Source organism: Micromonospora sp. NPDC093243, assembly GCF_044753725.1.
In the GTDB taxonomy this organism is placed as follows: Bacteria; Actinomycetota; Actinomycetes; order Mycobacteriales; family Micromonosporaceae; genus Micromonospora.
The window spans coordinates 602,842-627,327 of record NZ_JBIVNT010000002.1; the positions used below are offsets into that span (position 1 = coordinate 602,842).

General features: G+C 73.7%; 21 protein-coding genes and 1 riboswitch. Of the genes, 15 read left to right on the forward strand and 6 right to left on the reverse strand.

Annotated elements, in window-relative coordinates; translation table 11 throughout:
* The first annotated feature begins 47 nt into the window (after positions 1–47).
* Positions 48–1,238, forward strand: a complete 1,191-nt coding sequence (locus ACIP9D_RS07595; RefSeq protein WP_350867814.1) for a type VII secretion protein EccE — start codon at positions 48–50, stop codon at positions 1,236–1,238.
* Here ACIP9D_RS07595 and eccD read toward each other — a convergent pair.
* The gene (eccD, locus tag ACIP9D_RS07600; protein ID WP_350867812.1) at positions 1,222–2,619 is read right to left on the reverse strand and encodes a type VII secretion integral membrane protein EccD; all 1,398 of its coding nucleotides are present in this window, start codon (positions 2,617–2,619) and stop codon (positions 1,222–1,224) included. The genes ACIP9D_RS07595 and eccD overlap by 17 nt on opposite strands.
* 169 nt (positions 2,620–2,788) lie before the next feature.
* On the opposite strand from eccD, the gene eccCa reads away from it, so the two are divergent.
* The 7 genes from eccCa to ACIP9D_RS07635 all read left to right on the forward strand — a co-directional run bounded on the left by eccCa (position 2,789) and on the right by ACIP9D_RS07635 (position 11,437).
* Positions 2,789–6,754 (forward strand): type VII secretion protein EccCa, encoded by a 3,966-nt coding sequence (gene eccCa, locus ACIP9D_RS07605; protein WP_350867811.1) that lies wholly within the window; start codon positions 2,789–2,791, stop codon positions 6,752–6,754.
* 58 nt (positions 6,755–6,812) lie between these two features.
* Complete coding sequence (locus tag ACIP9D_RS07610) at positions 6,813–7,076, forward strand: hypothetical protein (RefSeq protein WP_350867809.1); 264 nt, start codon at positions 6,813–6,815, stop codon at positions 7,074–7,076.
* 193 nt (positions 7,077–7,269) lie between these two features.
* Positions 7,270–7,578, forward strand: coding sequence for a WXG100 family type VII secretion target (locus tag ACIP9D_RS07615; RefSeq protein WP_350867807.1), 309 nt, complete (start codon positions 7,270–7,272; stop codon positions 7,576–7,578).
* 28 nt (positions 7,579–7,606) lie between these two features.
* Complete coding sequence (locus ACIP9D_RS07620; protein WP_350867805.1) at positions 7,607–7,888, forward strand: WXG100 family type VII secretion target; 282 nt, start codon at positions 7,607–7,609, stop codon at positions 7,886–7,888.
* Positions 7,889–7,979: 91 nt separating this feature from the next.
* Positions 7,980–9,479, forward strand: coding sequence for a S8 family serine peptidase (locus ACIP9D_RS07625; RefSeq protein WP_350867803.1), 1,500 nt, complete (start codon positions 7,980–7,982; stop codon positions 9,477–9,479).
* A gap of 34 nt (positions 9,480–9,513) precedes the next feature.
* A complete protein-coding gene (locus tag ACIP9D_RS07630; RefSeq protein WP_350867801.1) occupies positions 9,514–10,050 on the forward strand; it encodes a hypothetical protein in 537 nt (178 codons plus the stop codon).
* A gap of 16 nt (positions 10,051–10,066) precedes the next feature.
* Positions 10,067–11,437 (forward strand): hypothetical protein, encoded by a 1,371-nt coding sequence (locus ACIP9D_RS07635; protein ID WP_350867799.1) that lies wholly within the window; start codon positions 10,067–10,069, stop codon positions 11,435–11,437.
* Between the two features lie 142 nt (positions 11,438–11,579).
* Here ACIP9D_RS07635 and mycP read toward each other — a convergent pair whose 3' ends face one another.
* Both mycP and ACIP9D_RS07645 read right to left on the reverse strand, forming a co-directional pair.
* Entirely contained in the window at positions 11,580–12,704 is a 1,125-nt protein-coding gene (gene mycP / locus ACIP9D_RS07640) for a type VII secretion-associated serine protease mycosin (protein ID WP_350867797.1), read from the reverse strand.
* Between the two features lie 181 nt (positions 12,705–12,885).
* Positions 12,886–13,218, reverse strand: a complete 333-nt coding sequence (locus tag ACIP9D_RS07645; RefSeq protein ID WP_350867795.1) for a MarR family winged helix-turn-helix transcriptional regulator — start codon at positions 13,216–13,218, stop codon at positions 12,886–12,888.
* 177 nt (positions 13,219–13,395) lie between these two features.
* Here ACIP9D_RS07645 and ACIP9D_RS07650 point away from each other — a divergent pair, with 177 nt between their 5' ends.
* Positions 13,396–14,118, forward strand: a complete 723-nt coding sequence (locus ACIP9D_RS07650) for a carbonic anhydrase (protein WP_350867793.1) — start codon at positions 13,396–13,398, stop codon at positions 14,116–14,118.
* 102 nt (positions 14,119–14,220) lie between these two features.
* On the opposite strand, the gene ACIP9D_RS07655 is transcribed toward ACIP9D_RS07650, so the two are convergent.
* Positions 14,221–15,240, reverse strand: coding sequence for a hypothetical protein (locus tag ACIP9D_RS07655; RefSeq protein ID WP_350867791.1), 1,020 nt, complete (start codon positions 15,238–15,240; stop codon positions 14,221–14,223).
* A gap of 3 nt (positions 15,241–15,243) precedes the next feature.
* Positions 15,244–15,375, reverse strand: a riboswitch (cyclic di-AMP (ydaO/yuaA leader).
* Between the two features lie 166 nt (positions 15,376–15,541).
* On the reverse strand, positions 15,542–16,909 hold the full coding sequence (locus ACIP9D_RS07660; RefSeq protein WP_350867789.1) for a YibE/F family protein: 1,368 nt from the start codon (positions 16,907–16,909) through the stop codon (positions 15,542–15,544).
* A 328-nt stretch (positions 16,910–17,237) separates the two neighbouring features.
* Between ACIP9D_RS07660 and ACIP9D_RS07665 the strand changes: the two genes are divergently transcribed.
* The gene (locus tag ACIP9D_RS07665) at positions 17,238–19,550 is read left to right on the forward strand and encodes a heavy metal translocating P-type ATPase (RefSeq protein ID WP_400449524.1); all 2,313 of its coding nucleotides are present in this window, start codon (positions 17,238–17,240) and stop codon (positions 19,548–19,550) included.
* Between the two features lie 3 nt (positions 19,551–19,553).
* Here ACIP9D_RS07665 and ACIP9D_RS07670 read toward each other — a convergent pair whose 3' ends face one another.
* On the reverse strand, positions 19,554–19,850 hold the full coding sequence (locus ACIP9D_RS07670; RefSeq protein ID WP_350867787.1) for a metal-sensitive transcriptional regulator: 297 nt from the start codon (positions 19,848–19,850) through the stop codon (positions 19,554–19,556).
* Positions 19,851–19,997: 147 nt separating this feature from the next.
* Between ACIP9D_RS07670 and ACIP9D_RS07675 the strand changes: the two genes are divergently transcribed.
* The 5 genes from ACIP9D_RS07675 to ACIP9D_RS07695 all read left to right on the forward strand — a co-directional run bounded on the left by ACIP9D_RS07675 (position 19,998) and on the right by ACIP9D_RS07695 (position 24,367).
* Complete coding sequence (locus ACIP9D_RS07675; RefSeq protein ID WP_350867785.1) at positions 19,998–20,207, forward strand: cation transporter; 210 nt, start codon at positions 19,998–20,000, stop codon at positions 20,205–20,207.
* Between the two features lie 30 nt (positions 20,208–20,237).
* Entirely contained in the window at positions 20,238–21,224 is a 987-nt protein-coding gene (locus ACIP9D_RS07680) for a hypothetical protein (protein ID WP_350867783.1), read from the forward strand.
* A gap of 10 nt (positions 21,225–21,234) precedes the next feature.
* Positions 21,235–23,499, forward strand: coding sequence for a heavy metal translocating P-type ATPase (locus ACIP9D_RS07685; protein WP_350867781.1), 2,265 nt, complete (start codon positions 21,235–21,237; stop codon positions 23,497–23,499).
* Between the two features lie 73 nt (positions 23,500–23,572).
* Complete coding sequence (locus ACIP9D_RS07690) at positions 23,573–23,746, forward strand: CsbD family protein (protein ID WP_350867779.1); 174 nt, start codon at positions 23,573–23,575, stop codon at positions 23,744–23,746.
* A 120-nt stretch (positions 23,747–23,866) separates the two neighbouring features.
* Positions 23,867–24,367 (forward strand): hypothetical protein, encoded by a 501-nt coding sequence (locus tag ACIP9D_RS07695; RefSeq protein WP_350867777.1) that lies wholly within the window; start codon positions 23,867–23,869, stop codon positions 24,365–24,367.
* Positions 24,368–24,486: the final 119 nt, after the last annotated feature.

Genomic DNA, 24,486 nt, shown 5'->3' on the forward strand with positions numbered 1-24,486 from the left:
CTACCGACGTGGCGGGAAGCCGCACCGTGCAGGAGGGACAGTCACCGATGACGCAGGTTCAGGCGCCACCCACGCGAACCGCCGTGGACCCGTCCGGGGTACCGGACAGGCCGGTCCCGGCGCCCGATCAGCGGCGTCGGGGGCGGATCGGGCCGCTGGTGGTCGGCCAGCTGATCGTGCTGGAGCTCTGCGCGGTCGCAGTCTGGGCCGCGCTGGGCGGACCGGGCTGGCTCGTCGGGGTGGTCGCCGTCGTGGCGCTGCTCGTCCTGCTGGCGGTCTTCGCGCGGCGCGGCGGTCGGTGGTGGTACGAGGACCTGCTGCTGCGCCGCCGGTTGCGGGAGCGCCGGGAGCGCGCCAAGGCGGCCCTCGCCGCGGGCGGTGGCGGCGATCCCCGGCTGGTCTCGCTCGCACCGGAGTTGTCGGTCATCGAGCTGACCGACCGGGGCACCCGGCTCGGCATCGGCCAGGACGAGCAGGGTTGGTTCGCCGCGGTGGCGCTGTACGGCCGCTCGGGCGCGCCGGTCGGCTCGGTGGAGGCCACGGTGGTGGATCGGGCGCTGCGGGTGCTCGCCGAGTTCAGCGGGCCGGTCACCCTGGCCCAGGTGGTCTCGCACACCCTGGTCTGGTACCCGGCGCCGGGCGCGCCACCGGCCGCGCACCGTACCGTGTGGGTGGCGCTGCGGCTCTCGATCGCCGACGCCCGGACGGAGACGGTGACCCGGGGCGGCGGCATGCCCGGCGTGCACCGCACGCTGGCCGCCGGCATCGGCCGGCTCGGCAAGGCGCTGAACGCCGCCGGGCTCACCCACCGGGCGCTGGGCCGCGACGAACTGCGTGCCGCCGTGGTCTCGGCCGCGGGCCTGGACCTCACCCCGGAGCCGCCGGCGGAGACCTGGACCGGGCTGCGCGGCGGCGGTTGGACCCACCGGTGCCTGGCCCTGCGGGCCCGGCCGGACGCCTCACTCGGGGCCCTGGTGGACGCGGTGACCTCGACCTCCGCGCCCTCGCACACGGTGTCGGCCGTGGTGCTGCCGGGCGGACGCACGGTCGCGCCGCTGCTCCGGGTCGCGTCGATGGACAACCACGTCGAGGCGTTGGTGAAGGTGGTCCGGGACGTCGCGCGGCGGTGCGGGACGCCGGGCCGCCCGGTCGACGGGCAGCACGGGCCGGGCGTCTGGGCGACCACCCCGGCCGGGTCGCTGCCGGCCGGGGGGTCCTCGGTCAGGGCCGCAGGTTGACGATCCAGCCGTAGAGGCCGAGGACCCAGACGGCCAGCGGCACCAGCGCGATGATCAGAAGGATCTCCACGATGTCCAGCAGGCGGCCCCAGACCGGCGAGATCCGCTTGCCGGCCACGGTCAGGCCGTAGATCAGGCTCACCACCGCGGCCAGCAGCAGGCCGCCCACGATCACGCCGAGCCGCACCGGCGTGCCGCCACCGGCGAAGGTGGCCGCCGCGGTGAGGCCGAGCCCGGCGGTGCCGGCGAAGAGCACCGGCGTCCGCTGGGCGCGGCCGAGGAACGGCCGGGCCCGCAACAGCGACAGCACGGCCAGCACCAGGCAGAGCAGTACCGCCGGCAACCGGCCGTTCAGGGCCAGCAGGACCTGCGCGCCGAGCACCACCAGCGCCACCGTCCACAGCAGACCCGTGAGGAACTCGTCGGCCCGCTCGCTGAGCTGCAGCACCCGCCGGCCGTCCACCGACTCGGTGTCGGTCTTCAGGTCGTCGGGACCGGTCGGGATGGACGGAACGGGCAGCCGGGCCAGCCGGTAGGCGGCCATCGGCAGCGCCGGGACCGCGCCGAACGCGATCGTGGCCAGCACCGCCGCGGCGGCCGTCGCGCTGATGTCGAAGGCCAGGCTGAGCACTGCGCCGAGGCCGGTCGCCGCGCCGAGGGCGACCGCGCCGAAGAAGAGCGGCAGCCGGTCGCCCACGGCCAGCGCGGAGATCGCGGCGAAGAGCACCACCGCGGTCGCGGCGAGCAGCACGTGCGGGCTGGCCAGCTCGCTGAGCCGGCGGTCACCGGCGAGCAGCAGCAGGCCGCCGACGCCTGCGTAGGCCAGGCCGACCGTCGCCAGCACCGCACCGGTGCGGCTGTCACCGGCCGCGCGGGACAGCACCGCCGCACCGACCAGCAACGCGACCGCGACCAGCAGGGCGGCCAGCGCCGCGGGCAGCTGCGGTGGCCCGGTGAAGAGCGCGGCCAGCGCGCCGGCGCTCAGCGCCGCCGCCGCGAAGAGCACCGCGAACGACCGGGTGGTGCCGACCTGCCAGGCGCCGGGCCGTTGGTTGGTCGCGGTGGCGACGGCGTCCACCACGTCGTCGAAGACGACCTCCGGCGCGGTGGCCGACCGCGGGTTGAAGTAGAGCACCTCGCCGTCCCGGACGCCGAGCTGCGTGGCGGTGCGGCCACCGTCCAGCGGCTGCCCGCCGAGCCGCGCCAGGCTCCAGCCGCCGTGCCGTACGCCCTCGTCGGCCAGGTCCTCCCCGGCGTAGCGCAGCAGCGTCGGCAGCAGGTCGGCGAGGGGTACGTCGGATGGCAACGCGAGGTCCATCCGGGTCCGGGGAGCCACGATGGTGATCCGGCTCAGGCCGCCGGTCGCCGTCTTCGTCGCCACTGTGGCCTCCTCGTGCTCTCCGTACGATCACCTGGCCGGCAGCATCGCTCCAACGGGACCGCGACGCCCACGGGAGATTACCTACGATGACAGCCACGTACGATGCCCACCCGACGAGTTCGTAGCGTCGCAGAACTTCATCAGGGCCGCTTCTGGGGAGGAGACAGCCGTGAGCACGGTGGTGTTCCGCCGGCTCCCGCGTCAGCCGGGACCGGCTTTGCCGCGCGGCGAGGTGCTGCTCGAGTCGCCACCCGAGCTGCCGGAGCCGACCCCCCGCGGGATGGGTCAGCTGCTGATGATCCTGCCGATGTTCTGTGGCGTCGGCGCGATGGCCTTCCTCTACGCCGGACGCGGCGGCGGCATGATGACCTACGTCGCCGGCGGCCTCTTCGGTGTGTCGATGCTCGGCATGGCGATCGGTTCGCTGAGCAACAACAGCGGCAACGACAAGGCCGAGCTGAACGCGGACCGCCGCGACTACATGCGCTACCTCGCCCAGATGCGCAAGCGCACCCGGCGTGCGGCCGAGCAGCAGCGGGCGGCGATGGCGTGGCGGCACCCGGAGCCGGACGCGCTCTGGTCGATCGCGGCCTCCCGGCGGCTCTGGGAGCGGCGGATCACCGAGGACGACTTCGGCGAGACCCGGATCGCCCTCGGGCCGCAGCGGCTGGCAGTGGAGATCGTCCCGCCGGAGACCAAGCCCGTCGAGGACCTGGAACCGATGAGCGCCATCGCGCTGCGCCGGTTCGTCCGGGCCCACTCCACAGTGCCGGAGCTGCCCACCGCGCTGTCGGTGCGGGCGTTCAGCCGGGTGGTGCTGCGCGGTGACCGCGAGCCGGTGCTCGACCTCGCCCGGGCCGCCCTCGGCCAGCTGGCCACCTTCCACGCGCCGGACGACATGATCATCGCGGTGGTCGCGGCCGCCGACCGGCAGCCCGCCTGGGACTGGGTGAAGTGGCTGCCGCACGCGCACCACAGTGGACGCACCGACGCCGCCGGCGCCCGCCGGCTCGTCTTCGCCAGCCTCGCCGAGGCCGAGGAGGCGCTCGCCAACGAGCTGGCCGGCCGGCCCCGGTTCGCCCCCGAGGCGAAGCCGTTGACCACCGCGCCGCACCTGGTGGTGCTGCTCGACGGCGGCGAGGTCGCGCCGACCTGCCAGCTGATGGGTGCCGGTCTGCTCGGCACCACGGTCATCGACCTCTCGGGCACCGTCCCCCGCGACGCCGGCCGGTCGCTGCTCTGCCTGGACGCGGGCGACGGCAGCTCGCTCGAGCTGGTCCGGGGCGCGTCGTCGTCCCGGCTGGGCCGGCCGGACCGGCTCAGCGTGGCCGCCGCGGAGGGCCTGGCCCGGCAGGTCGCCCCCTACCGGCTCTCCCAGCAGCAGGCGAGCACCGAGGAGCCACTGGCCCGCAGCACGGAGCTGCCCGACCTGCTCGGCGTCGGCGACGCCGCCGCGGTGGACGTGCAGCAGACCTGGCGGCCCCGCAGTCACCGTGACCGGCTGCGCATCCCGCTCGGCGTAGGCCCGGACGGCAACGTGGTCGAGCTGGACTTCAAGGAGTCCGCGCACGAGGGCATGGGGCCGCACGGTCTGGTGATCGGCGCGACCGGTTCCGGCAAGAGCGAGCTGCTCCGCACGGTGGTGGCCGCCCTGGCGGTCACCCACTCCTCGGAGGAGCTCAACTTCGTCCTGGTCGACTTCAAGGGTGGCGCGACGTTCGCGTCACTGGAGGCGCTGCCGCACACCAGTGCCGTGATCACCAACCTGGCCGACGAGCTGCCGCTTGTCGACCGGATGCGCGACGCGCTCGCCGGCGAGATGGTCCGCCGGCAGGAGCTGCTGCGGGCGGCCGGCAACTACGTCTCCCGCTTCGAGTACGAGAAGGCCCGCGCCGCCGGTGAGCCGTTGGCGCCGATGCCCAGCCTGCTCATCATCTGTGACGAGTTCAGCGAGCTGCTCGCGGCGAAGCCCGACTTCATCGACCTCTTCGTGATGATCGGCCGGCTGGGCCGGTCGCTCGGCGTGCATCTGCTGCTCGCCAGCCAGCGGCTGGAGGAGGGCAAGCTACGTGGCCTGGACACGCACCTGTCGTACCGGATCGGTCTGCGCACCTTCTCCGCCGTGGAGAGCCGGATCGTGCTCGGCGTGCCCGACGCGTACGAGCTGCCGAACGCGCCCGGTCACGGTTACCTGAAGACCGACACCAGCACCATGCTGCGGTTCCGGGCCGCCTACGTCTCCGGGCCCTACCGGGCGCCGGGGCAGCAGGCGTCCCGGTCGCAGGCCCTGGTGCAGCGCCGGATCGTGCCCTACGGCGTGAACTTCGTGCCGGTGCAGACGCCGCAGCTGCCGGTGGAGACGGCGCCGGAACCGGAGCAGCCGGCCGACGGCAAGACCGTCGCGATGCTGGACGTGGTCATCGACCGGCTCAAGGGCAAGGGCCGGCCGGCGCACCAGGTCTGGCTCCCGCCGCTGGCCGAGCCGCCGGGCCTGGGCGAGCTGCTCGGCCCGCTGACCGCCGACCCGACCTACGGGCTCTGCACCGCCTCCTGGCCGGGCCGGGGTCGGCTCACCGTTCCGGTCGGCGTGGTCGACCGGCCGTACGAGCAGCGCCGCGACCCGATGATGGTGGAGCTGGCCGGCGCGGGCGGCAACGTGGTCATCGTCGGCGCCTCGATGAGCGGCAAGAGCACGATGCTCCGCTCGATGCTCGCCTCGCTGTCGCTCACCCACACCCCGCGCGAGGTGCAGTTCTTCTGCCTGGACTTCGGCGGTGGCGCGCTGCGCAGCCTGGAGGCGCTGCCGCACATGTCCGGGGTGGCCGGCCGGCGGGACACCGAGGCGGTCCGTCGTACGGTGGCCGAGGTGGTGGCCGTCCTGGACGACCGCGAGGCGCGTTTCGCCCAGCACGGCATCGACTCGGTGGCGAGCTACCGCCGGCGGCGGGCCGCGGGCGAGTTCGCCGACGATCCGTTCGGCGACGTCTTCCTGGTGGTCGACGGCTGGAACACGCTCCGCCAGGAGTACGAGGAGCTGGAACAGACCATCACCACCCTGGCCAACCGGGGGCTCGGCTTCGGCGTGCACGTGGTGGTGACCGCGGTGCGCTGGGCGGAGATCCGGATCAACATGCGCGACCTGCTCGGCACCAAGCTGGAGCTGCGGTTGGGCGACCCGGCGGAGTCCGAGATCGACCGTCGGTCGGCGATGAACGTGCCGGAGAAGTCCCCGGGCCGCGGTCTCACCCGGGACAAGCTGCACTTCCTCACCGCGATCTCCCGGATCGACGGCCGGCGCGACATCGAGGATCTCTCCGAGGCGTCGATCGCGCTCTCGCGGCACGTGGCGGCGGCCTGGCCGGGCCGCCCGGCGCCGAAGGTGCGGCTGCTGCCGCGCAAGCTGCCGGTCGGCGAACTCGCCCGGATCATCGACCGGTCGGTGCCCGGCCTGCCGATCGGCGTCAACGAGTCCGCGCTGGCGCCGGTCTACCTCGACCTGGCGAACGAACCGCACCTGACCGTCTTCGGCGACGCCGAGTGCGGCAAGACCAACCTGCTCCGGCTGATCGCCCGGGGCATCACCGAGCGGTACACCCCCGCCCAGGCCCGGCTGGTGATCGCCGACTACCGGCGCGGCCTGCTCGGCGCGGTGGAGGGTGACCACCTGCTCGACTACGCGCCGTCCAACCAGGCGTTCGCGCAGGGGCTGGGCTCGATCCGCAGCGCGCTCTCGAACCGGCTGCCCGGCCCGAACGTCACCACCGCCCAGCTGCGCGACCGCAGCTGGTGGAAGGGACCGGACCTGTACATCCTGGTCGACGACTACGACCTGGTGGCCTCGGGCGGCAACAACCCGCTCAGCGCCCTGCACGAGCTGCTGCCCCAGGCCCGCGACATCGGCCTGCACCTGATCATCACCCGGCGGGCCGGCGGTGTGGCCCGGGCCCTCTACGAGCCGGTGCTGCAACGCCTGCGCGAGCTGGACAGCCCGGGGTTGCTGATGTCCGGCAACCGCGAGGAGGGCGCGGTCTTCGGCAACCTGCGTCCCAGCGTGCAGCCGCCCGGCCGGGGCACGCTGGTGCGCCGACGCGACGGCCAGCAGCTGATCCAGACCGCCTGGTCCGAGCCGATGTGAGGATCGGACGTCGCGCTGATTCGCGGCGGTAACGGTCGATGCGCGGAGGGATGTTCCGATGTGGCAGTTGTGGCTCTTCCTGACCGCGCTGGCGGCGATCCTGGTGGGACTCCTGCTCACCGCGTATGAGCGGCTGCGTCCGTCGGCGACCCTGCGCCGGTCGGGAGTGGTGTTCCTGTTGGTCGGGACGCTGGCCATGCTTCCGGTGCTCATCGACCGGGCGCTGGAGAAGCCGGTGCTCTGGGTGGCGGTCGCGTTGCTGGTCGGCATCCTGCTGGCCGGTCCGTTGATGGTGCGGGACGCGTCCCGGCCCCGGCCCTGAAGTCGCCCGGGACCGGCGTCACCGCCCGGGAACGACCGCCCCGACACATCGATTGCCGTCGGGCCAGGGCTGCGCGCGCTGGACCGGGTCGGCTACGGTCTTCACAGGAGTGTCCGTCGGTGGGGTGTTTCGCCTTGCCGCGGGGGAGGGCGCGGCAGATCCGCCGCCACAACATGACGGAAGGGTGTGAAGCATGGCGTTCGAGGTCGAAGCTGCGACTCTACATACCGCCGCGAGTGACGTGCGGTCCACGCGCAGCGAGGTCGACGGCGAGCTGAAGAAGCTGTGGAACGTGGTCGACGACCTGGCCATCGCCTGGAAGGGTCAGGCGTCCACGGGCTTCCAGTCGCTGATGCAGCGCTGGAACGAGGACACCACCAAGCTGCTGACGGCGATGGACAACATCGCCGACCTGCTGGACAAGTCGGGTACGACGCACCAGGTCAACGACGAAGAGCAGCAGCAGATGCTGGACAAGTTCCACTCTGCCCTCAACCCGTGATCCATAGCCAGGAGCAGAGGAGGAAGTCGTGACGATCAAGGTTGACTACGCGGTCCTCGAGAGCAGCAACCAGCAGATGCAGGCCATCTCGCGGACGCTCGACGAGAAGCTCGACACGCTGCGTCAGATGCTGTCCAAGCTCCAGTGGGACGGCGAGGACCGGGCCGCCTACGAGCAGCACCAGGCTCAGTGGGACAGCGCCGTTCGGGACATCAACCGGATCCTGAACGAGATCGGTGGCGCCGTCGGCATCGCCCGGGAAAACTACGTCAGCACCGAGATGAGCAACTCCAAGGTCTGGAGCAGCTGACCAGACCGCCTACATGGCTCCGGTCCGGTCCGGTTCGACCGGACCGGAGCCGTGCTGCGTTACGCGTACCACACCGGCCCTGGGGGAAGTCATGTCAGCCCACAAGCGTCTACGACCGGTCGCCAGGTCGGCCTGCGCCATGCTCGCGCTGGTCGCCGCGGTCGGCGTCGGCCCGGTGGCCGCGCCGGCTCCGGCCCGGGCCGCCGACACGGTACGTGGCCTCCAGTGGCACCTGAACAGCCTGAAGATCTCCGACGCGCATCGGCTGTCGAAGGGGCGCGGGGTCACCGTCGGAGTGGTCGACAGTGGCGTCTACGCCGCTCACCCGGACCTCAAGGGGCAGGTGCTGCGGGGCCGCGGCATGGGCCCCGGGGTGGCCGCCGACGGCCGGACGGACCCGGACGGAAAGGCCGGGCACGGCACCGCGATGGCCGGCATCATCGCCGGTCGGGGCGGCGGTGCCATGCACGCGCTGGGCATCGCCCCCGAAGCAAAGATCCTTCCGGTGGGCCTGGGGCCTGAGGACCGGGGGCTCCAGGAGGCGCCCGTGGCCATCCGGTGGGCGGTCGACGAGGGCGCCGACGTGCTCAACCTGTCCTTCGGCATGCACGGCGACGACCCGGAGGTCGTCGAGGCGGTCCGCTACGCGCTGAGCAAGAACGTGGTGGTGGTCGCGGCCACCGGCAACGAGGACGGCGGCTACCCGAAGATCCCCCAGCCGGCCAGCGTTCCCGGTGTCATCGCGGTCGGTGCGGCCACCCGTTCCGGCGGGGTGTGGAACGGCACGGTGACGGGGCCCGAGATGGCCATCTCCGCGCCCGGTGAACGGATCATCGCGCCCGCCCCGCCCGACGCCTCGCCGAACGGCTACCTCATTTCCGACGGCACCAGCAACGCCACGGCGGTCGTCTCCGGCGTCGCCGCGCTGGTCCGCGCCCGCTACCCGGACCTCGACGCCGCCAACGTGGTCAACCGGCTGGTCCGCACCGCCCGTGACCGGGGCCCGGCCGGGCGCGACGCGGAGTTCGGCTTCGGCTCCATCGACGTGCTCGCGGCGCTGAGCAAGTCGGTCCCGGCCGTCGAGACGAACCCGTTGGCCGCGCCCGTCGGCGGCTCGGCCAGCCCGGGGGCGCCGGCCGGCGGGGCCGACGACAAGGACGACGAGGGGCCGGCGGTCTCGATCGGGCTCGCCGACAACGCCGGCTTGCAGATCGTGCTCTGTCTGCTGGCGGTGCTCGTGATCGTGGCGATCATCGTGATCCTCGTGGTGGTGAACCGCCGGGCCCGCCGCCGCGCCGCTGCCGGTCCGCAACCGGGTCCGATCCCGCCGCCCGGGCAGTACCCGCCGCCCGGGCAGTACCCGCCCCCTGGGCAGTACCCGCCGCCGGGGCAGTACCAGCCGTACCCACCGTCGGGGGTCCCGGTGCCACCGGCCGGCGTCGGGCAGACACCGCCCGGGCCGCACCCCTACCCGCCGGGCCCGACCGGCCCGCCCACGACGGCGCAGCCGTTCGGGTCGCCGTATCCGCCCGGCGCGGTGCCACCCGCCCCGCCGATGACACCACCGCCGGGCCAGCAGCCGCGCCAGTGACCAGACCGTTCAGCCGCCCCAGGGGAGGACAGCAGTGAGCGACGAGGACGACCGGGTCGAGGTTCGTATGCCGATCCCGATGCCGATCAACCCGGTGATGCCCTACACGGGAGACATCCGGGGGATCAGCTTCGACCGGATCGGCGTGGACCAGGCCGAGACGCCCAGCGGCCTGGTGGCCGGCAAGGGCGAGCAGGGTGTGAAGACCGAGTGGGACGCGGGCAACCTCGACTCCGCCATCGACTGGCTGGAGACGCACGCGAGTTACGTCTACCGGCTCTCGTACGACATGGTGGAGATCAAGGAGAAGCTCGGCGGCGACCAGGCCATGGCCGGTGAGGGCCCGCTCGGCGGCTTCCACTACGCGACGCAGCTCTCCCAGCGGCACACCGAGCTGTACGGCACCACGGAGGGCGGGCTCCGCACTCTCTCCGAGAACCTCTACAACGCGGCGGATGCGCTGCGCACGGTCAAGCGGAACTACGAGAACGCCGAGGGCGCCAACGCCATGACGGCGCAGGAGATGCAGCAGGCCTTCAACAACGCCGCGAGTGGCGGCGGCGACCACTAGAGCGGGGGACGGGGAGATGGGCGACGGGAAGAGCTGGGAGGAGATGGCCCGGGAGGTGCTGGTGGCCGGTCGGCCGGCCGATGTCGCCAGCGCCGCCCTCGGCTGGAAGGAACTGGTCAAGAACATCGGCGAGGTCAAGGAGAGTCTCGAGAAGAACGTCAAGGACCTCGGCGCGGTCTGGAAGGGCCCCGCGTACGAGTCGTTCAAGACGCACATCGAGGGCTTGGCCAAGCAGGCCGGCGGCCTCCAGGACGACATCGACAAGCCGGGCCACGGCAAGGTCAGCATGGCGACCACCCTGGAGACCGCGGCCAGGCAGCTGGAGGAAGCGCAGAACAAGATGCCGATTCCGGCGGCCTGCGTGGGCGACGTGCTGGCAGCCCGGAACGGGGAGATCACCCTCGGCATCGGCATGTTCGAGACCAAGGTCACGGCCGACCTGATGGGCAGTTGGCCGGCCGAGCAGATGGGCAAGCTGGGTGACTGGGTGACCGGCTGGTTCTCCGACAAGGAGGGCGAGGCCCGCAAGGTCTACGACGAGGTCAACGGCAACTTCCGGGACCGGACGATGGAGGCACCCGGCAGCGGCCGGTCCGGCGGCCTGGAGAACGTCAACACCGAGGTGCCCAATCTGGACACCGGCGGCGGCGGCAAGGGCGTCGGCGACGTCTCCGACATCGGCGGCGGTGGCGGCAAGCCCAAGCTCGGTGACATCGGTGAGCCGATGGCCGTGAAGCCCGGTGACTCGCTCGACACCGGGGACCCGGGCATCGGCTCCGGCGCCCACCCGGATCTCTCCGGCGGCTACGACCCGGAGACCGGCGGGGTCCCGGGCGGCGGCGAACTGCCCGACGACTACGGCACCGGCCTCGCCGGCGCCGGTGGCCCGAGCGGTGCCGGGATCGGCTCGAGCGGGCTCGGCGGTGCCGGGCTCAGCGCCGGTTCCGGGCTGGGTTCGGGCGGTGGTGTGGGCGGCGGCGCCGGTGGTGGAGCGATCCCCGGCGGCGGCGCGCTGGGCCGTGCGGTCACCCCTGGCATGCCGCCGATGATGGGCGGCGGCGCGGCCGGTGGCGGTCGCGGCGGAGGCGGCCGGGGCGCCGGTGGCCGGCTCGGCGCGGGCAAGCTCGGCGCCGGCGGAATGATGCCCGCCATGGGTGGCGGCATGGCCGGCGGCGGCGCCGGTCGCGGCGCGGGTGGCCGTGGGGGCGTGGCCGGCGCGGCCGGCGGCGCCCGGGGCGCGGGTGCCCGCGGCGCCGGTGTCGCCGGGATGGGGCCGGGCGGCGGTGCCGGCTACGGCGAGCAGGAGAGCGCCCGCAACACCTGGCTGGAGGAGGACGAGGACGTCTGGGGCGCCGACGGCGACGGCGCCCCCGGCATCCTGCGCTGAGTCCTACCGGGAGCCGCCCGACCGTTGGTCGGGCGGCTCCCGTGCGTCTGGTCGAGCCGAGCGCCGCTGTCGCCCGCCCACCGTGACGTCCGGCATGCTCACGGCCGGCTCCCGGCCCATTCGCGCCGGCGGCGTGGCGGACTCAGCCGGTGGTGAGCGTGTCGGCTCCGGCCGGGCGCCGCCCGGGGCGCCAGCCGCGTCGACGGCCCCGCGCCAGGATCGGCTTGATCGCCAGCAGGAGCGCCGCGAGCAGCGCGCCGACGACGGCCACCCAGACCGCCACCGTCCGCTGCCAGTCCAGCGGGTCACCCGGTGGGGCCGGCGCGGGCATCGCCGCCGGCGGCGGGTTCGACCGGGTGCCGAGCACGGTGGACACCGCCCGGTACGGGTTGACCACGCCGTAGCCGACCTCGGCGTTGTGGCCGTCCGGCGGGTTGTCCGCCGTCTGGGTCAACCGGTCGGCGATCTGCTGTGCGGTGAGATCGGGATGTGCGGCGCGTACCAGCGCGGCGACCCCGGACACGTACGCGGCGGCGAAGCTGGTGCCGCCCTGCGGTTCGCCGATGTAGCCCGACCCACCGGGCGCCGGGCCGACGATGTTCACGCCGGGCGCGGCGATGTCGACGTAGTTGCCGCTCACCGAACTGCCGACGTGCGCCCCCTGCTCGTCCACCCCGGCGACCGCGATCACCCCCGGGTACGCGGCCGGGTAGCCCGTCCGGTCCTGCTGCTGGTCCTCGCGCCGGTTGCCGGCGGCGGCCACCACGATGACCCGCTTGCGCACCGCGTAGTCGACCGCGTCGGCGAGTTCCTTACGGGGGAGGGTCACCAGGGACAGGTTGATCACGTCGGCGCGGTTGTCGACGGCCCAGACGATCGCGTCGGCGATCTCGCCGGGTAGCGCCTCGTCGTGGTTGTCCTTGCCGTCGGGAAGCACCCGGATCGGCAGGATGCGGGCCTGCGGGGCGATGCCGGTGAACGGCACCCCGGTGCCCTCGCGTCCGGCGATGATGCCGGCCACGATGGTGCCGTGCCCGGCCAGGTCGCAGCGGCCCTTGTTGGCCGGCAGGCCGTTGAAGTCGGCGCCCTCGCGCACCTGCCCGTTGAGCAGCGGGTGGGTGGCCGAGACGCCGGAGTCGATCACCGCCACGGTCACCCCGGCGCCGCGGGAGAGCGGCCAGGCCGCGGACGGGTCGAGCCGGCGCAGCGCCCAGGGCGTCTCGGTCGGCGGCGCAAGGCCGGCGGGGCCGCAGGTGGGGGCCGCCATGGCCGGTGACGGCGGGACGACTGCCGTTCCGAGCAGGACGGTGATCGATCCACAGAGGACCGCCCGGACGACGTGCCCGGCACGGTGGGCCCTTCCGCCAGCGTTCAGCCGCCTGCTCTCGCGCACCCGCTGAGATTACCGCCGCCGCGCCCGTCGTGCGGTGACGGGAGCCCGCCGGTCGTCACTGGTGGTTCGGTGCCGGTTCCTCGGTGAAGAGCGCGAGGAGGGCGCCGACCTCCCGGTCCGCCTCGGCGGGGTGGCGGAACCGGCCGGCCGGGTTGAGGGTGTATTCGTTGCGCCGGCCCACCCGGGTGCGGACCAGGTAGCCGCCGGCTTCCAGGTCGGCGACGATCGCCTGGGCCGCGCGTTCGGTGACGCCCACCTCGTCGGCGACGTCGCGCAGCCGGGCGGTGGGGTTCCGGGCGATGGCGAGCAGCACGTGTCCGTGATTGGTGAGGAAGGTCCAGTTTCGGGTGCTCCCGTACCCGCTCGTACTCGTCGCCATGGTCGTCATGGTATGGCTCGCCGGCGTTGCCCGCCGCCTTGGCCGGCGGTGCTGAACACCTGAAACGCATATCACGTATCCCTTGACGTATCTTGCGCTGAGTGTGACCGTGGATCACAGCCCGCGTCCGACAGCGGCCGAGGGTGACAGTGACCTGGCCGATTGCGTGGGAGTCGAGGTGCGGGCATGAGCGGACCCGGATCGCCCGGAGCACACCCGGGCGCCCAGCGCGTCCCCGACGCGTCGGACGGTGTCGCGTCGCCACCGGACCCGGAGCAGGCCCTCGCCGAGCTGCGGGCGGGCAACCAGCGCTTCGTCACGGGCGCGCCGCGCCACCCGAACCAGGACGTCGAGCGCCGGGCCGAGGTGGCCGCCGAGCAACATCCGTTCGCGGTGATCGTCGGCTGCGCCGACTCACGGCTCGCCGCCGAGATCATCTTCGATCGCGGCCTGGGTGATCTCTTCGTGGTCCGCACCGCCGGGCACACCGCCGGTCCGGAGGTGCTGGGCAGCGTCGAGTACGCGGTCAGCGTGCTGGGCGTCCCGCTGGTGGTGGTGCTCGGGCACGACTCCTGCGGCGCGGTGCAGGCGGCCCGGGAGGCGGTCGCCACCGGCACCCCGCCGCCGGGACACCTCGGTGCGGTGGTGGACGCCGTGGTGCCCAGCCTCCGCCGGGCCGCCGCCGAGGGTGTGGACGACATCAACGGGATCGTGGACATCCACATCGCCCAGACCGTCGAGGCCCTGCTCGGCAACTCCGCGGTGCTGGCCACCGAGGTTGCCGGTGGTCGGTGCGCGGTGGTTGGCATGTCGTACCGGCTAGCCGCGGGTGAGGTGCGCCAGGTCGCCGAGGTGCCGGCGGGGGGATCCATCGCCCCGGTGGGCCTCGACGCGCCGGCGGCCGCCTAGCAGGGGCCGACCCCCGGCCCGCCGGCCGTGTGCGGTCAGCCCGCCAGAGGTACGCGAAGGGCCGCCCCGCGAGCGCGGAGCGGCCCTGTCGTGCGGATGTCGCTAGAGCAGCGACATGTGCACGTGGTCGGTGTGGTTGGAGGGCCCGCTGTAGGACTTCCAACCGGTCGCCGGGAACCAGATCTGCCTGTTCCAGATCACGTAGTAGATGCCGAGCCGGTCGGCGTTACGGATCAGGAACGCGGCCACGTTGTTGCCGTACATCCTGGTGTCGTTGTTGTGCCACGGCGCGAAGCCGCTCTTCTGCAGTGACCAGTCACAGGCGCGGCCCTTCGGGTGCTCCCACGGGCCGCCGGAGCGGTAGCAGCCGACGAACCGGTTGAAGCCGGCCCGCTTGACCTCCTTGTACGCGTGCAAGGTGCGCGGGGTGACGCAGCCGGAGGTGGTGGGGTCATCCTCGGAGCACGACTGGGGCTTCCAGTCCCCGTCGGCGGTCCGACCCGGGCCGATCCGGGCGACCGGCGAGGTGGCCGAGACCAGGCCCCCGGTGAAGCCCTTCCCACCGACCAGCGCCAGCGCCTTGTCCGCGTCGCGCTTCTGCTTGGCCATCACGGCGGTCTGCTTCTGCTGCTCGCGTACCTCGGCGTCGATCGCGAGCTTGGCCAGTTCGGCGCGGCTCTTGATGGCGTTGACCTTGGCGAGCTTCTGCCCGTTGACCAGGTTGAGCTCGTCGAGACCGGCGGCGCGCTGGACGAACGAGTCCGGCGCCTTGCTCTCCAGCAGCACGGCCATCGCGCCGATCCGCCCGGTGCGGTAGGACTGGGCGGCGATCTGGCCGACCTGCGGGGCCAGCGCGTCCAGCTCGTCCTGCGCCCGCTTCACCTCGAGGGCGAGTTCCAGCTGACGCTTCTTGGACTTCTCTAGCTTGATCTTGGCCGAGGAGTAGCTGCGGTTGGTCGCCTCGATCACGTCGTTGAGTAGCTTGGGCTCGCCGTCCTCCTCATGCCCGGAGGGGGTGTTCGGCTTGGGCGCGGCGGACGCCGGGAGGGGCCCGGCGAGCACGGCCAACGCGGCGAACACGGCCACCACAGGTGTCAACCAGCGGCGTAGGGGTGCCGTCACAGTGTTCCCTTCCATCGACCGCCGACCGGGTTAGCTGACGGGTTCGGGGCGGAAGTGGCCCCTACCGCTGGCGCGGATTCACCCCGGGTACCTGGGTTCCCGGTTCGCCCCTTGGCGATTGGGCGGTGGTACCGCAGGCGCCGCTGCGCGCCTTCGTCGGTAACCGGCAGCGAGGTTACCTGAGAGTCGACCCGGGGATCTACGTCCGGATGCCGACTAAAACCGTCATTTCGCCATTGCGCTGGGTGATCAGTGACGTGGTCGTCAGGTCGTGGGACCCGCCTGATCACGCTGCGGAGTGTCACCATGCGCTGTCTGTGCTCCTGTCCGGGTCGGGCCACCACTTCCGGGTGGCGGGGGATGGTTCCGGATCTCCGGCGGGACCGGGCCGACCCGCACCGAGCGCCTCCAGCGCCTCGGCCCGGTCCGGCGCCGGCCGGGCGGCCGGGGTGGCGGGAGGGTCGTCGCCGGTGCGTTCCGGCGGTCCGTGGTGACCGGCCGTGGTCACCAGCGCGGCCAGCGCGGTGGTCAGCGGTACGGCGGCGATCAGGCCCAGCGTGGCGACCGCGCTGCGGACGATCTCCTGGGCCAGGAACTCGCTGGTGAGGATCTGGCGAACCCCGCGGGAGTCGGCGGTCAGCAGGAGCAGTAGGGGCAGCGAGGCGCCGGCGTACGCCAGCACGATGGTGTTCACCGTCGAGGCGATGTGCGCCCGGCCGACCCGGGTCGCGGCACGGTAGAGCTGGCGGCGGGACAGGCCCGGGTTCGCGTGGGCCAACTCGGTGACCGTGGCCGCCTGGGTGACCGTGACGTCGTCGAGCACGCCGAGTGAGCCGATGATGATGCCGGCCAGCAGCAGGCCGTGCAGGTCCACGTCGGCCTGGAACATCGACAGCGTGGTGGCCTCCTCGCTGCCGAAACCGGTGAGGTGGGTGGCGGCGGTGGCCAGGGTGCCGAGCAGCCCGGTGAGCACCAGGCTGCCCAGGGTGCCGAGCACGGCCACCGAGGTCTGCGCGGTGATCCCGTGCGTCAGGTAGAGCACCACGAACATGATCAGCGCGGCGCCGACCACCGCGACCAGCAGGGGTGACCGGCCCGCGCTGATTCCGGGGAGGACGAAGGCGAGCAGGATGGCGAAGCTGGCGGCCAGGCCGGCGAGCGCGGCCACCCCACGCCACCGGCCGAACGCGACGATGGCGGCGGCGAAGACGACGGCCAGCCAGATCAGTGGCGTGCCCCGCTGGTGCTCCGCGATGTTCCAGCTGCTCGACGTCGGATCGGTCGGATCGGTCAGCTCGACCAGGATGATCTCGTCGCCGGCCTCCACCCGTGGCGCCCCCGGACCGGCCGGAATCGGGGTCTGCACCTGCTGCCCGGCGGCCGGGCCGGTGTCCACCCGTACGCTCACCGTGCCGCAGGGTTCCGACCCGGTCTCGGGCGCGCCCTCGGGGACCTCCGGCGCGGGCGGGCAGGACTCGCTCACCACCCGGGTGACCGTGCCGTGGTAGCGCGGCACGTCGGCACCGGCCTCCGGCTCGGGCGAGTTCCAGGGCCAGAGCACCAGAGCGGCCACCACGGTGGCGAGGACGAGGGGGACCACCGTCGCGACGAGGATCCGTCGCACCCGGGGCGGGGTGGACGGAGCGGGACGGGTGTGGTCGGCGCCCAATGCGAGTCTCCCAACGAATCCGAGGCGGGGTACGTACCGGCGGGGCGAACGGTTCAGCGCCGCCGGACGACCACCGGGGTAGGCGCCTCGGATGGCGCCAGGGTGGTGCGACGGTGACCCGCCGTGAGCGCGGGGCCCGGCCGGTTCCGGCCGCGGGCGGCGGACGATGCCCGACGGTGCGGTCGGGCCGGACGGTGCGGGATCCGGAGAGCCATCGTCGGAATGCTAACCAGGTCCGGCCGACGCCGCCCTTCGCGTGGGGCGGTGTCGGGGCACCGCATGCCGGTGAAGGTGCCCGCCGGGCCGGCCGGGCGGGCATGGTGGAGGCATGCCCGTGCACCCGCGATCGCCGGAGCCGGATCACGGCACCTCCGCGCCCGCTCCGCCGCGGCGCGGTCGTCCGGGGCGCGGTGGACCCGCCGGCCGGCCGGCCCACGACGGCCACGCCGGGCCGGCGGAGCCCGACGACCACGGCGCGCCGGCCGACCGCGAGAACCAGGCCGAACCGACCGGGCACGACAGCCACGCCGGGCCGGCGGGGCACGACAGGCAGGCCGGGCACGACGGCCAGCCCGGGCACGACGGCCGGGCCGGCGACGACAGCGACGCCGGGCGGGCCGGGCGCGGCGGGCCTGCGGGTCACGGCGGGCACGACAAGCACGCCGGGCACGACCCGGAGATGTTCCGGCGGCGGTTCTGGCTCTGTCTGCTGCTCACGGTGCCGGTCGTGGTCACCAGCCACATGGTGATGGAGTGGTTCGGTTACCGCCTGGAGTTCCCGGGCCGCTCCTGGGTGGGGCCGGTGCTCGGCTCGGTGGTGTTCTGGTGGGGCGGCTGGCCGTTCCTGGTCGGCGCCGTACGCGAGATCCGGGACCGGGCGCCGGGCATGATGCTGCTCATCGCCATGGCGATCAGCGTCGCCTACGTCGCCTCGCTCGCCACCAGCCTCGGCGCCTTCGACCTCGACTTCTGGTGGGAGCTGGCCGCGCTGGTCACCATCATGCTGCTCGGTCACTGGCAGGAGATGCGGGCCATCGGGCAGGCGCGGGGCGCGCTGGCCGCGCTCGCCGCGCTGCTCCCCGACCAGGCCGACCGGGTGACACCGGACGGCGGGGTCGAGTCGGTCCCGGTCGCCGGGCTACGGGTCGGCGACGTGGTGCTGGTCCGGCCGGGCGGCCGGGTGCCGGCGGACGGCCGGGTGGTGGACGGCGGTGCGGAGCTGGACGAGTCGATGGTCACCGGTGAGTCCCGGCCGGTGCTCCGGTCGGTCGGGGACCGGGTGGTGGCCGGCACGGTGGCCACCGACTCGGCGCTGCGGGTCCGGGTCGAGGCGGTCGGCGAGCAGACCACGCTCGCCGGCATCCAGCGGATGGTCGCCGAGGCCCAGCAGTCCAGCGGGCGGGCACAGGTGTTGGCCGACCGGTTCGCCGCTGCGCTCTTCTACCTGGCCACCGCCACCGCCGTGGTCACCGTGCTGGTCTGGACGCTGCTCGGCCAGGTGGACGAGGCGGTGGTCCGGGCCGTCACGGTCCTGGTGATCGCCTGCCCGCACGCGCTCGGCCTGGCGATCCCGCTGGTGATCGCGCTCTCCACCGCGCTGGCCGCGGGGTCCGGGATCCTGGTGAAGGACCGGCTGGCGCTGGAGCGGATGCGGACCGTCGACGCGGTGCTCTTCGACAAGACCGGGACGCTGACCCGGGGGGAGCACGCGGTCACCGACCTGGCGGCGGCGCCCGGTACCGACCGGGACGAGCTGGTGCGGCTCGCCGCCGGAGTGGAGTCGGACAGCGAGCACCCGCTGGCCCGGGCCATCGTGGCCGCGGCGGACCAGCGTGGCGGGGCGGCCCGGGCGACCGGCTTCCGGTCGCTGCCGGGCCGCGGCGTGCAGGCCACGGTCGACGGTACGGAGTACGCGGTGGGCGGGCCGGCGCTGCTGCGGGAGCTGGGCGCGCGGCTGCCGGACGAGCTCGGTCCGGCGGTCGACCGGTGGGCCGGCCGGGGTGCGGCGGTGCTGCACCTGGTCCGGCTGCCGGACACGGTGCTCGGTGCGTTCGCGTTGACCGACGAGGTGCGGCCCGAGGCGCGGAAGGCGGTCGCCGAGCTGCGCGCCCAGGGCGTCGGGACCATCGCGATGATCACCGGCGACGCCCGGGCGGTTGCCGAGGCGGTCGCCGCCGATCTCGGTTTCCGCCCCGGCGACGAGGTCTTCGCCGAGGTGCTGCCGGCGGAGAAGGACGGCAAGGTGACCGAGTTGCAGCGGCGCGGTTTGACCGTGGCGATGGTCGGCGACGGGGTGAACGACGCCCCGGCACTGGCCCGGGCCGACGTCGGCATCGCGATCGGCGCCGGCACCGACGTGGCGATCGAATCTGCCGGGGTGGTGCTCGCGTCCTCGGACCCGCGCGGCGTCACCGCGGTGATCCGGCTCTCCCGTGCCTCGTACCGGAAGATGCTGCAGAACCTGGGCTGGGCGGCGGGCTACAACGTGGTCGCGTTGCCGCTGGCCGCCGGGGTGCTGGCCTCGGCCGGGGTGGCGCTGAGCCCGGCGCTCGCCGCGGTGCTGATGTCCGCCTCCACCATCGTGGTGGCGCTCAACGCCCAACTGCTGCGCCGGGTGCGCCTCGGCCCGGCCGGCGACTGACGGTCAGCCGCGCTTCATCAGGCGGCCGACGGCGGCCATCATCTCGGTGGCCATCTCGTCGGCCCGGCCTTCGGCCGCCCCCTCGTGCATGCAGTGCCGGGCGTGCCCGTCGAGCAGGCCGAGGGCGACCTTGTCCAGCGCCGCCTGGATCGCGGAGATCTGGGTCAGCACGTCGATGCAGTAGCGGTCCTCGTCGACCATCTTCTCGATGCCGCGGACCTGCCCCTCGATGCGCCGCAGCCGGCTGAGCAGTTGGTCCTTGCTGGCGGTGTACCCGCGGATCGGGGTGGGAGCGGTCATGCCGACAAGGATACCCTACCCCCAGGGGGTATGGTACGGTCCTGTCGTGGCCGATACCCCCACCGGGTACCGGTACATCGACAGGGCGGCTGTCCGTCCTCGCCACACCCCTGGGGTGCGGGTTGGGGCGGCGGAAGGAGAGTTCCGATGATCACCACGACGTACCAGGTGCAGGGCATGACCTGTGGGCACTGCGTCAGCTCGGTCAGCGCCGAGGTCGGCGCCATTCCGGGCGTCAGCGACGTCCAGGTCGACCTGGCCACCGGCCAGGTCGCCGTCACCAGCGAGAGCCCGCTGGACGCCGCGTCGGTGCGCGCCGCGGTCGACGAGGCCGGCTACGAGCTCGTCGACGCCTGACGGGCGTCGGACGAAGATCGGGGTATCACGATGAACACCGGAATGAAGCTGAGCGGCTTCGCCCTCGGGCTCGTCGCGGTGTTCGGCGCGGCGTACGGGGTCGGTCAGGTGGCCGGCCCCGTCGCCCCCGCCGCCGAATCCCGCCACCAGGGCACCACCGGCGCCGGGCACGGCACGACCGGCGACGCCGGACACGGCGGCGAGGAGGGGGCGGACGCTCACCTCCCCGGCGGCCTGCTCGTCTCCGACCGCGGCTACACCCTCGTGCCGGTCGCCACCTCGGCCGACGAGTTCGCCTTCCGGATCACCGGTCCGGACGGCCGACCGGTCACCGGATACGACGTGGCGCACGACAAGCGGATGCACCTGATCGTCGCGCGCCGCGACCTCTCCGGCTTCCGGCACGTGCACCCCGAACTGGGGTCGGACGGCACCTGGCGGGTCGCCTCTCCGCTCGGCGGGCCGGGCGTCTGGCGGGCGTTCGCCGACTTCACCCCCACCGGAGGCCAGCCGCTGACGCTCGGCGTCGACGTGAGCGTGCCCGGCACGCTGACCGACCGGCCGTTGCCGGCGCCGGCGACCAGCACCACCGTCGACGGCTACACGGTCACGCTGGCCGGCGACCCGCGGCCCGGTCGTACCGCCGAGCTGACCCTGACCGTCAGCCGCGACGGCGCGCCGGTCACCGACCTGGAGCCCTACCTCGGCGCGTACGGGCACCTGGTGGCGTTGCGCCAGGGCGACCTGGCGTACCTGCACGTGCACCCGGACGGCGCGCCCGGCGACGGGCGGACGAGCCCGGGCCCCGCGGTGACCTTCCTCGCCGAGGTGCCGTCGGCCGGCGCCTACCGGCTCTACCTGGACTTCAAGCACGCCGGCGCGGTGCACACCGCGGAGTTCACCGTGCTGGCCGGCAACGCGGCGGCGACCGGCGGCGCGTCCGCTGCGCCGAGCAGCGCCGCACCCACCCCGACCGGCGCCGCCGAGCACGGCGAGCCCGGCCACGGGCACGACTGACGGGACGGACATGACGACCACCAGCAGCACCCCGCTGCCCACCGCGCCCAACCTGATCGAGCTCGCCATCGGCGGGATGACCTGCGCCTCCTGCGCCGCCCGGATCGAGAAGAAGCTGAACCGGATGGACGGCGTCTCGGCCAGCGTCAACTACGCCACCGAGAAGGCCACCGTCCGCTACGCCGACGACGTCACGCCCGACGAGTTGATCGCCACCGTGGAGAAGACCGGCTACACGGCGGCGGTGCCACCCCCGCCCACCCCGGCGGGCGCCCCGGCCTCCGCCGAGCCGGCGGACGAGCTGCGCGGGCTGCGGACCCGGCTCTGGGCGTCGGTGGCGCTGAGCGTGCCGGTGATCGTGCTGGCCATGGTGCCCGCCTGGCAGTTCGACTACTGGCAGTGGCTGTCGCTGACGCTGGCCGCCCCGGTCGTGGTCTGGGGCGGCCTGCCGTTCCACCGGGCGGCGCTGACCAACCTGCGGCACGGCGCCGCGACCATGGACACCCTGGTCTCGGTCGGCACCCTGGCCGCGTTCGGCTGGTCGCTCTGGGCGCTCTTCCTCGGCGACGCCGGGATGCCCGGGATGACGCACCCGTTCCGGTTCGACATCACCCGCTCCGACGGGGCCGGGAACATCTACCTGGAGGCGGCGGCCGGGGTGACCGTGTTCATCCTCGCCGGCCGCTACTTCGAGGCCCGCTCGAAGCGTACGGCCGGGGCCGCGCTACGCGCCCTGCTCGAACTCGGCGCCCGGGACGTCGCGGTGCTGCGTGGCGGGGTGGAGACCCGGATCCCGGTCGACCAGCTCGCCGTCTCGGACCGGTTCGTGGTCCGGCCGGGCGAGAAGATCGCCACCGACGGCGTGGTCGACGAGGGCACCTCGGCGGTCGACGCCAGCATGCTGACCGGCGAGTCCGTCCCGGTCGAGGTCGGTCCGGGCGATGCCGTGGTGGGTGCGACGGTGAACGCGGGCGGCCGGTTGGTGGTCACCGCGACCCGGGTCGGCGCCGACACCCAGCTGGCCCAGATGGCCCGCCTGGTCGAGCAGGCCCAGAGCGGCAAGGCGGCCGCGCAGCGGCTGGCCGACCGGATCTCTGGCGTCTTCGTCCCGATCGTGATTGCCCTGGCCGTGGGCACCCTCGGCTGGTGGCTCGGCACCGGGGCGGGGCCGACCGCGGCGTTCACCGCCGCGGTGGCCGTGCTGATCATCGCCTGCCCGTGTGCGCTCGGGCTGGCCACCCCGACCGCGCTGCTGGTCGGCACCGGCCGGGGCGCTCAGCTCGGCGTGCTCATCAAGGGACCGGAGGTGCTGGAGAACACCCGGAAGGTCGACACCGTGGTGCTGGACAAGACCGGCACGGTGACCACCGGCCGGATGACCCTGGTCGACGTGCTGCCCGCCGAGGGCACCGACGCCGACGAGCTGCTCCGGCTGGCCGGGGCGCTGGAGGGCGCCTCGGAGCACCCGATCGCCCGGGCGGTCGCCGCCGGCGCTGCCGAGGCCGGAGCGCTGCCGGCGGTCACCGGCTTCGCCAACGTCGAGGGGCTCGGCGTGACCGGAACGGTGGCCGGGCACGAGGTGCTGGTCGGCCGGCTCCGACTGCTGCGGGAGCGCGGATTCGACGTACCGCCGGGGGTGGAGCGGGCGGCGACCGACGCGGAGGCCGCCGGCCGGACGGCGGTGCTCGCCGGCTGGGACGGGCGGGCGCGGGGCGTCCTCGCGGTCGCCGACGTGGTCAAGCCGACCAGCCGGGCCGCGGTGGCCCAGCTCCGTGACCTCGGGCTGCGCCCGGTGCTGCTCACCGGCGACAACGACACGGTGGCCCGCGCGGTGGCCGCCGAGGTCGGCATCACCGAGGTGATCGCCGAGGTGCTGCCGGCCGACAAGGTCGACGTGGTCGCGCGGCTGCAGGCCGAGGGGCGGACGGTGGCGATGGTCGGCGACGGGGTCAACGACGCCGCCGCGCTGGCTCGGGCCGACCTGGGCCTGGCGATGGGGACCGGCACCGACGTGGCGATCGAGGCGTCCGACCTGACCCTGGTCCGGGACGACCTGAGCGCCGCGGTCGACGCGATCCGGCTCGCCCGGCGCACCCTGAACACCATTCGGGGCAACCTGTTCTGGGCCTTCGGCTACAACGTGGCGGCCCTGCCACTGGCCGCGGCCGGGTTGCTCAACCCGATGATCGCCGGTGCCACGATGGCCCTCTCCTCGGTCTTCGTCGTCGCCAACAGCCTGCGCCTGCGCCGCTTCCGTCCGGTCAGACCCGCCTGATCGTCGATGGTTGGGCAGGTCGGAGGCGGGGTACCTCTCCGGGCGTAGCGGCACTTCGGAGTGGAGGTTCGCCATGGGTATGGACGACAAGGTCAAGAACGCGACCGAGGACGCGACCGGCAAGATCAAGGAGGGCGCCGGTCGGGCAACCGACGACGAGCGGCTGGAGGCCGAGGGTCGCAACGACCAGGCCGCGGCCAACCTCAAGCAGGCCGGCGAGAAGATCAAGGACGCCTTCAAGAGCTGACCGTACGCACGACACGCCGGGCCGGTACCCACCGGCCCGGCGTGTCCTGCGCTGACGCCCGGTCGTTTCCAGGGCGAGGTGTTCGCCCTGAACGGCCCGACCGTGCGACAGGAGGGGACGATGTCGTACGCCACCATGGCCGCCCGCGCGGCCATCGCCGCCGGGCTGACGGCGCTGGTCGTCGGCTGTCAGGCGCCCGGATCGCGCTCGGGCGCCCCGGCTTCCACGCCCACCGCGACCGGGCCGGCCACTCCCACCGCCGCCGCGTCGCCCAGCGCGACCCCGTCGCCCGTGACCGCCGCCAACACCGTGCAGGTCTGCCAGGCCGTGGACCGCCTCATCATCGCCACCAGCCGGGAGATCGCCGAGGACTCGACCGCCGCGACCGAGCGCGAGCTGACCGGCGAGCAGCTCGCCGACCAGCTCCGGGGAAACCTGGCCGAGCTGGCCGACGAGATCCGTTCGCAGGCCCGCCGGGCCGAGGATCCGCAGATCAGGAAGCTGGTCGCGGGTACCGCTGACCAGATCGACGCCGGCGGCCGCGCCGAGCGCCCGGCCGCCTGGCTGGCCGACACCTTCACCCGGATCCCGGCCAACCTCACGCGGGACTGCCGCCCCTGACCCGGACGCTTCCCGCCCGCCCAGCCGGGTGGATGCGCCGCCTTGCGGGTGAACCCGTAACTCACCCTGATCACGCCGACAGAGGGCTACCTCGTCGGCGCGACACCTGCTAACTTCCT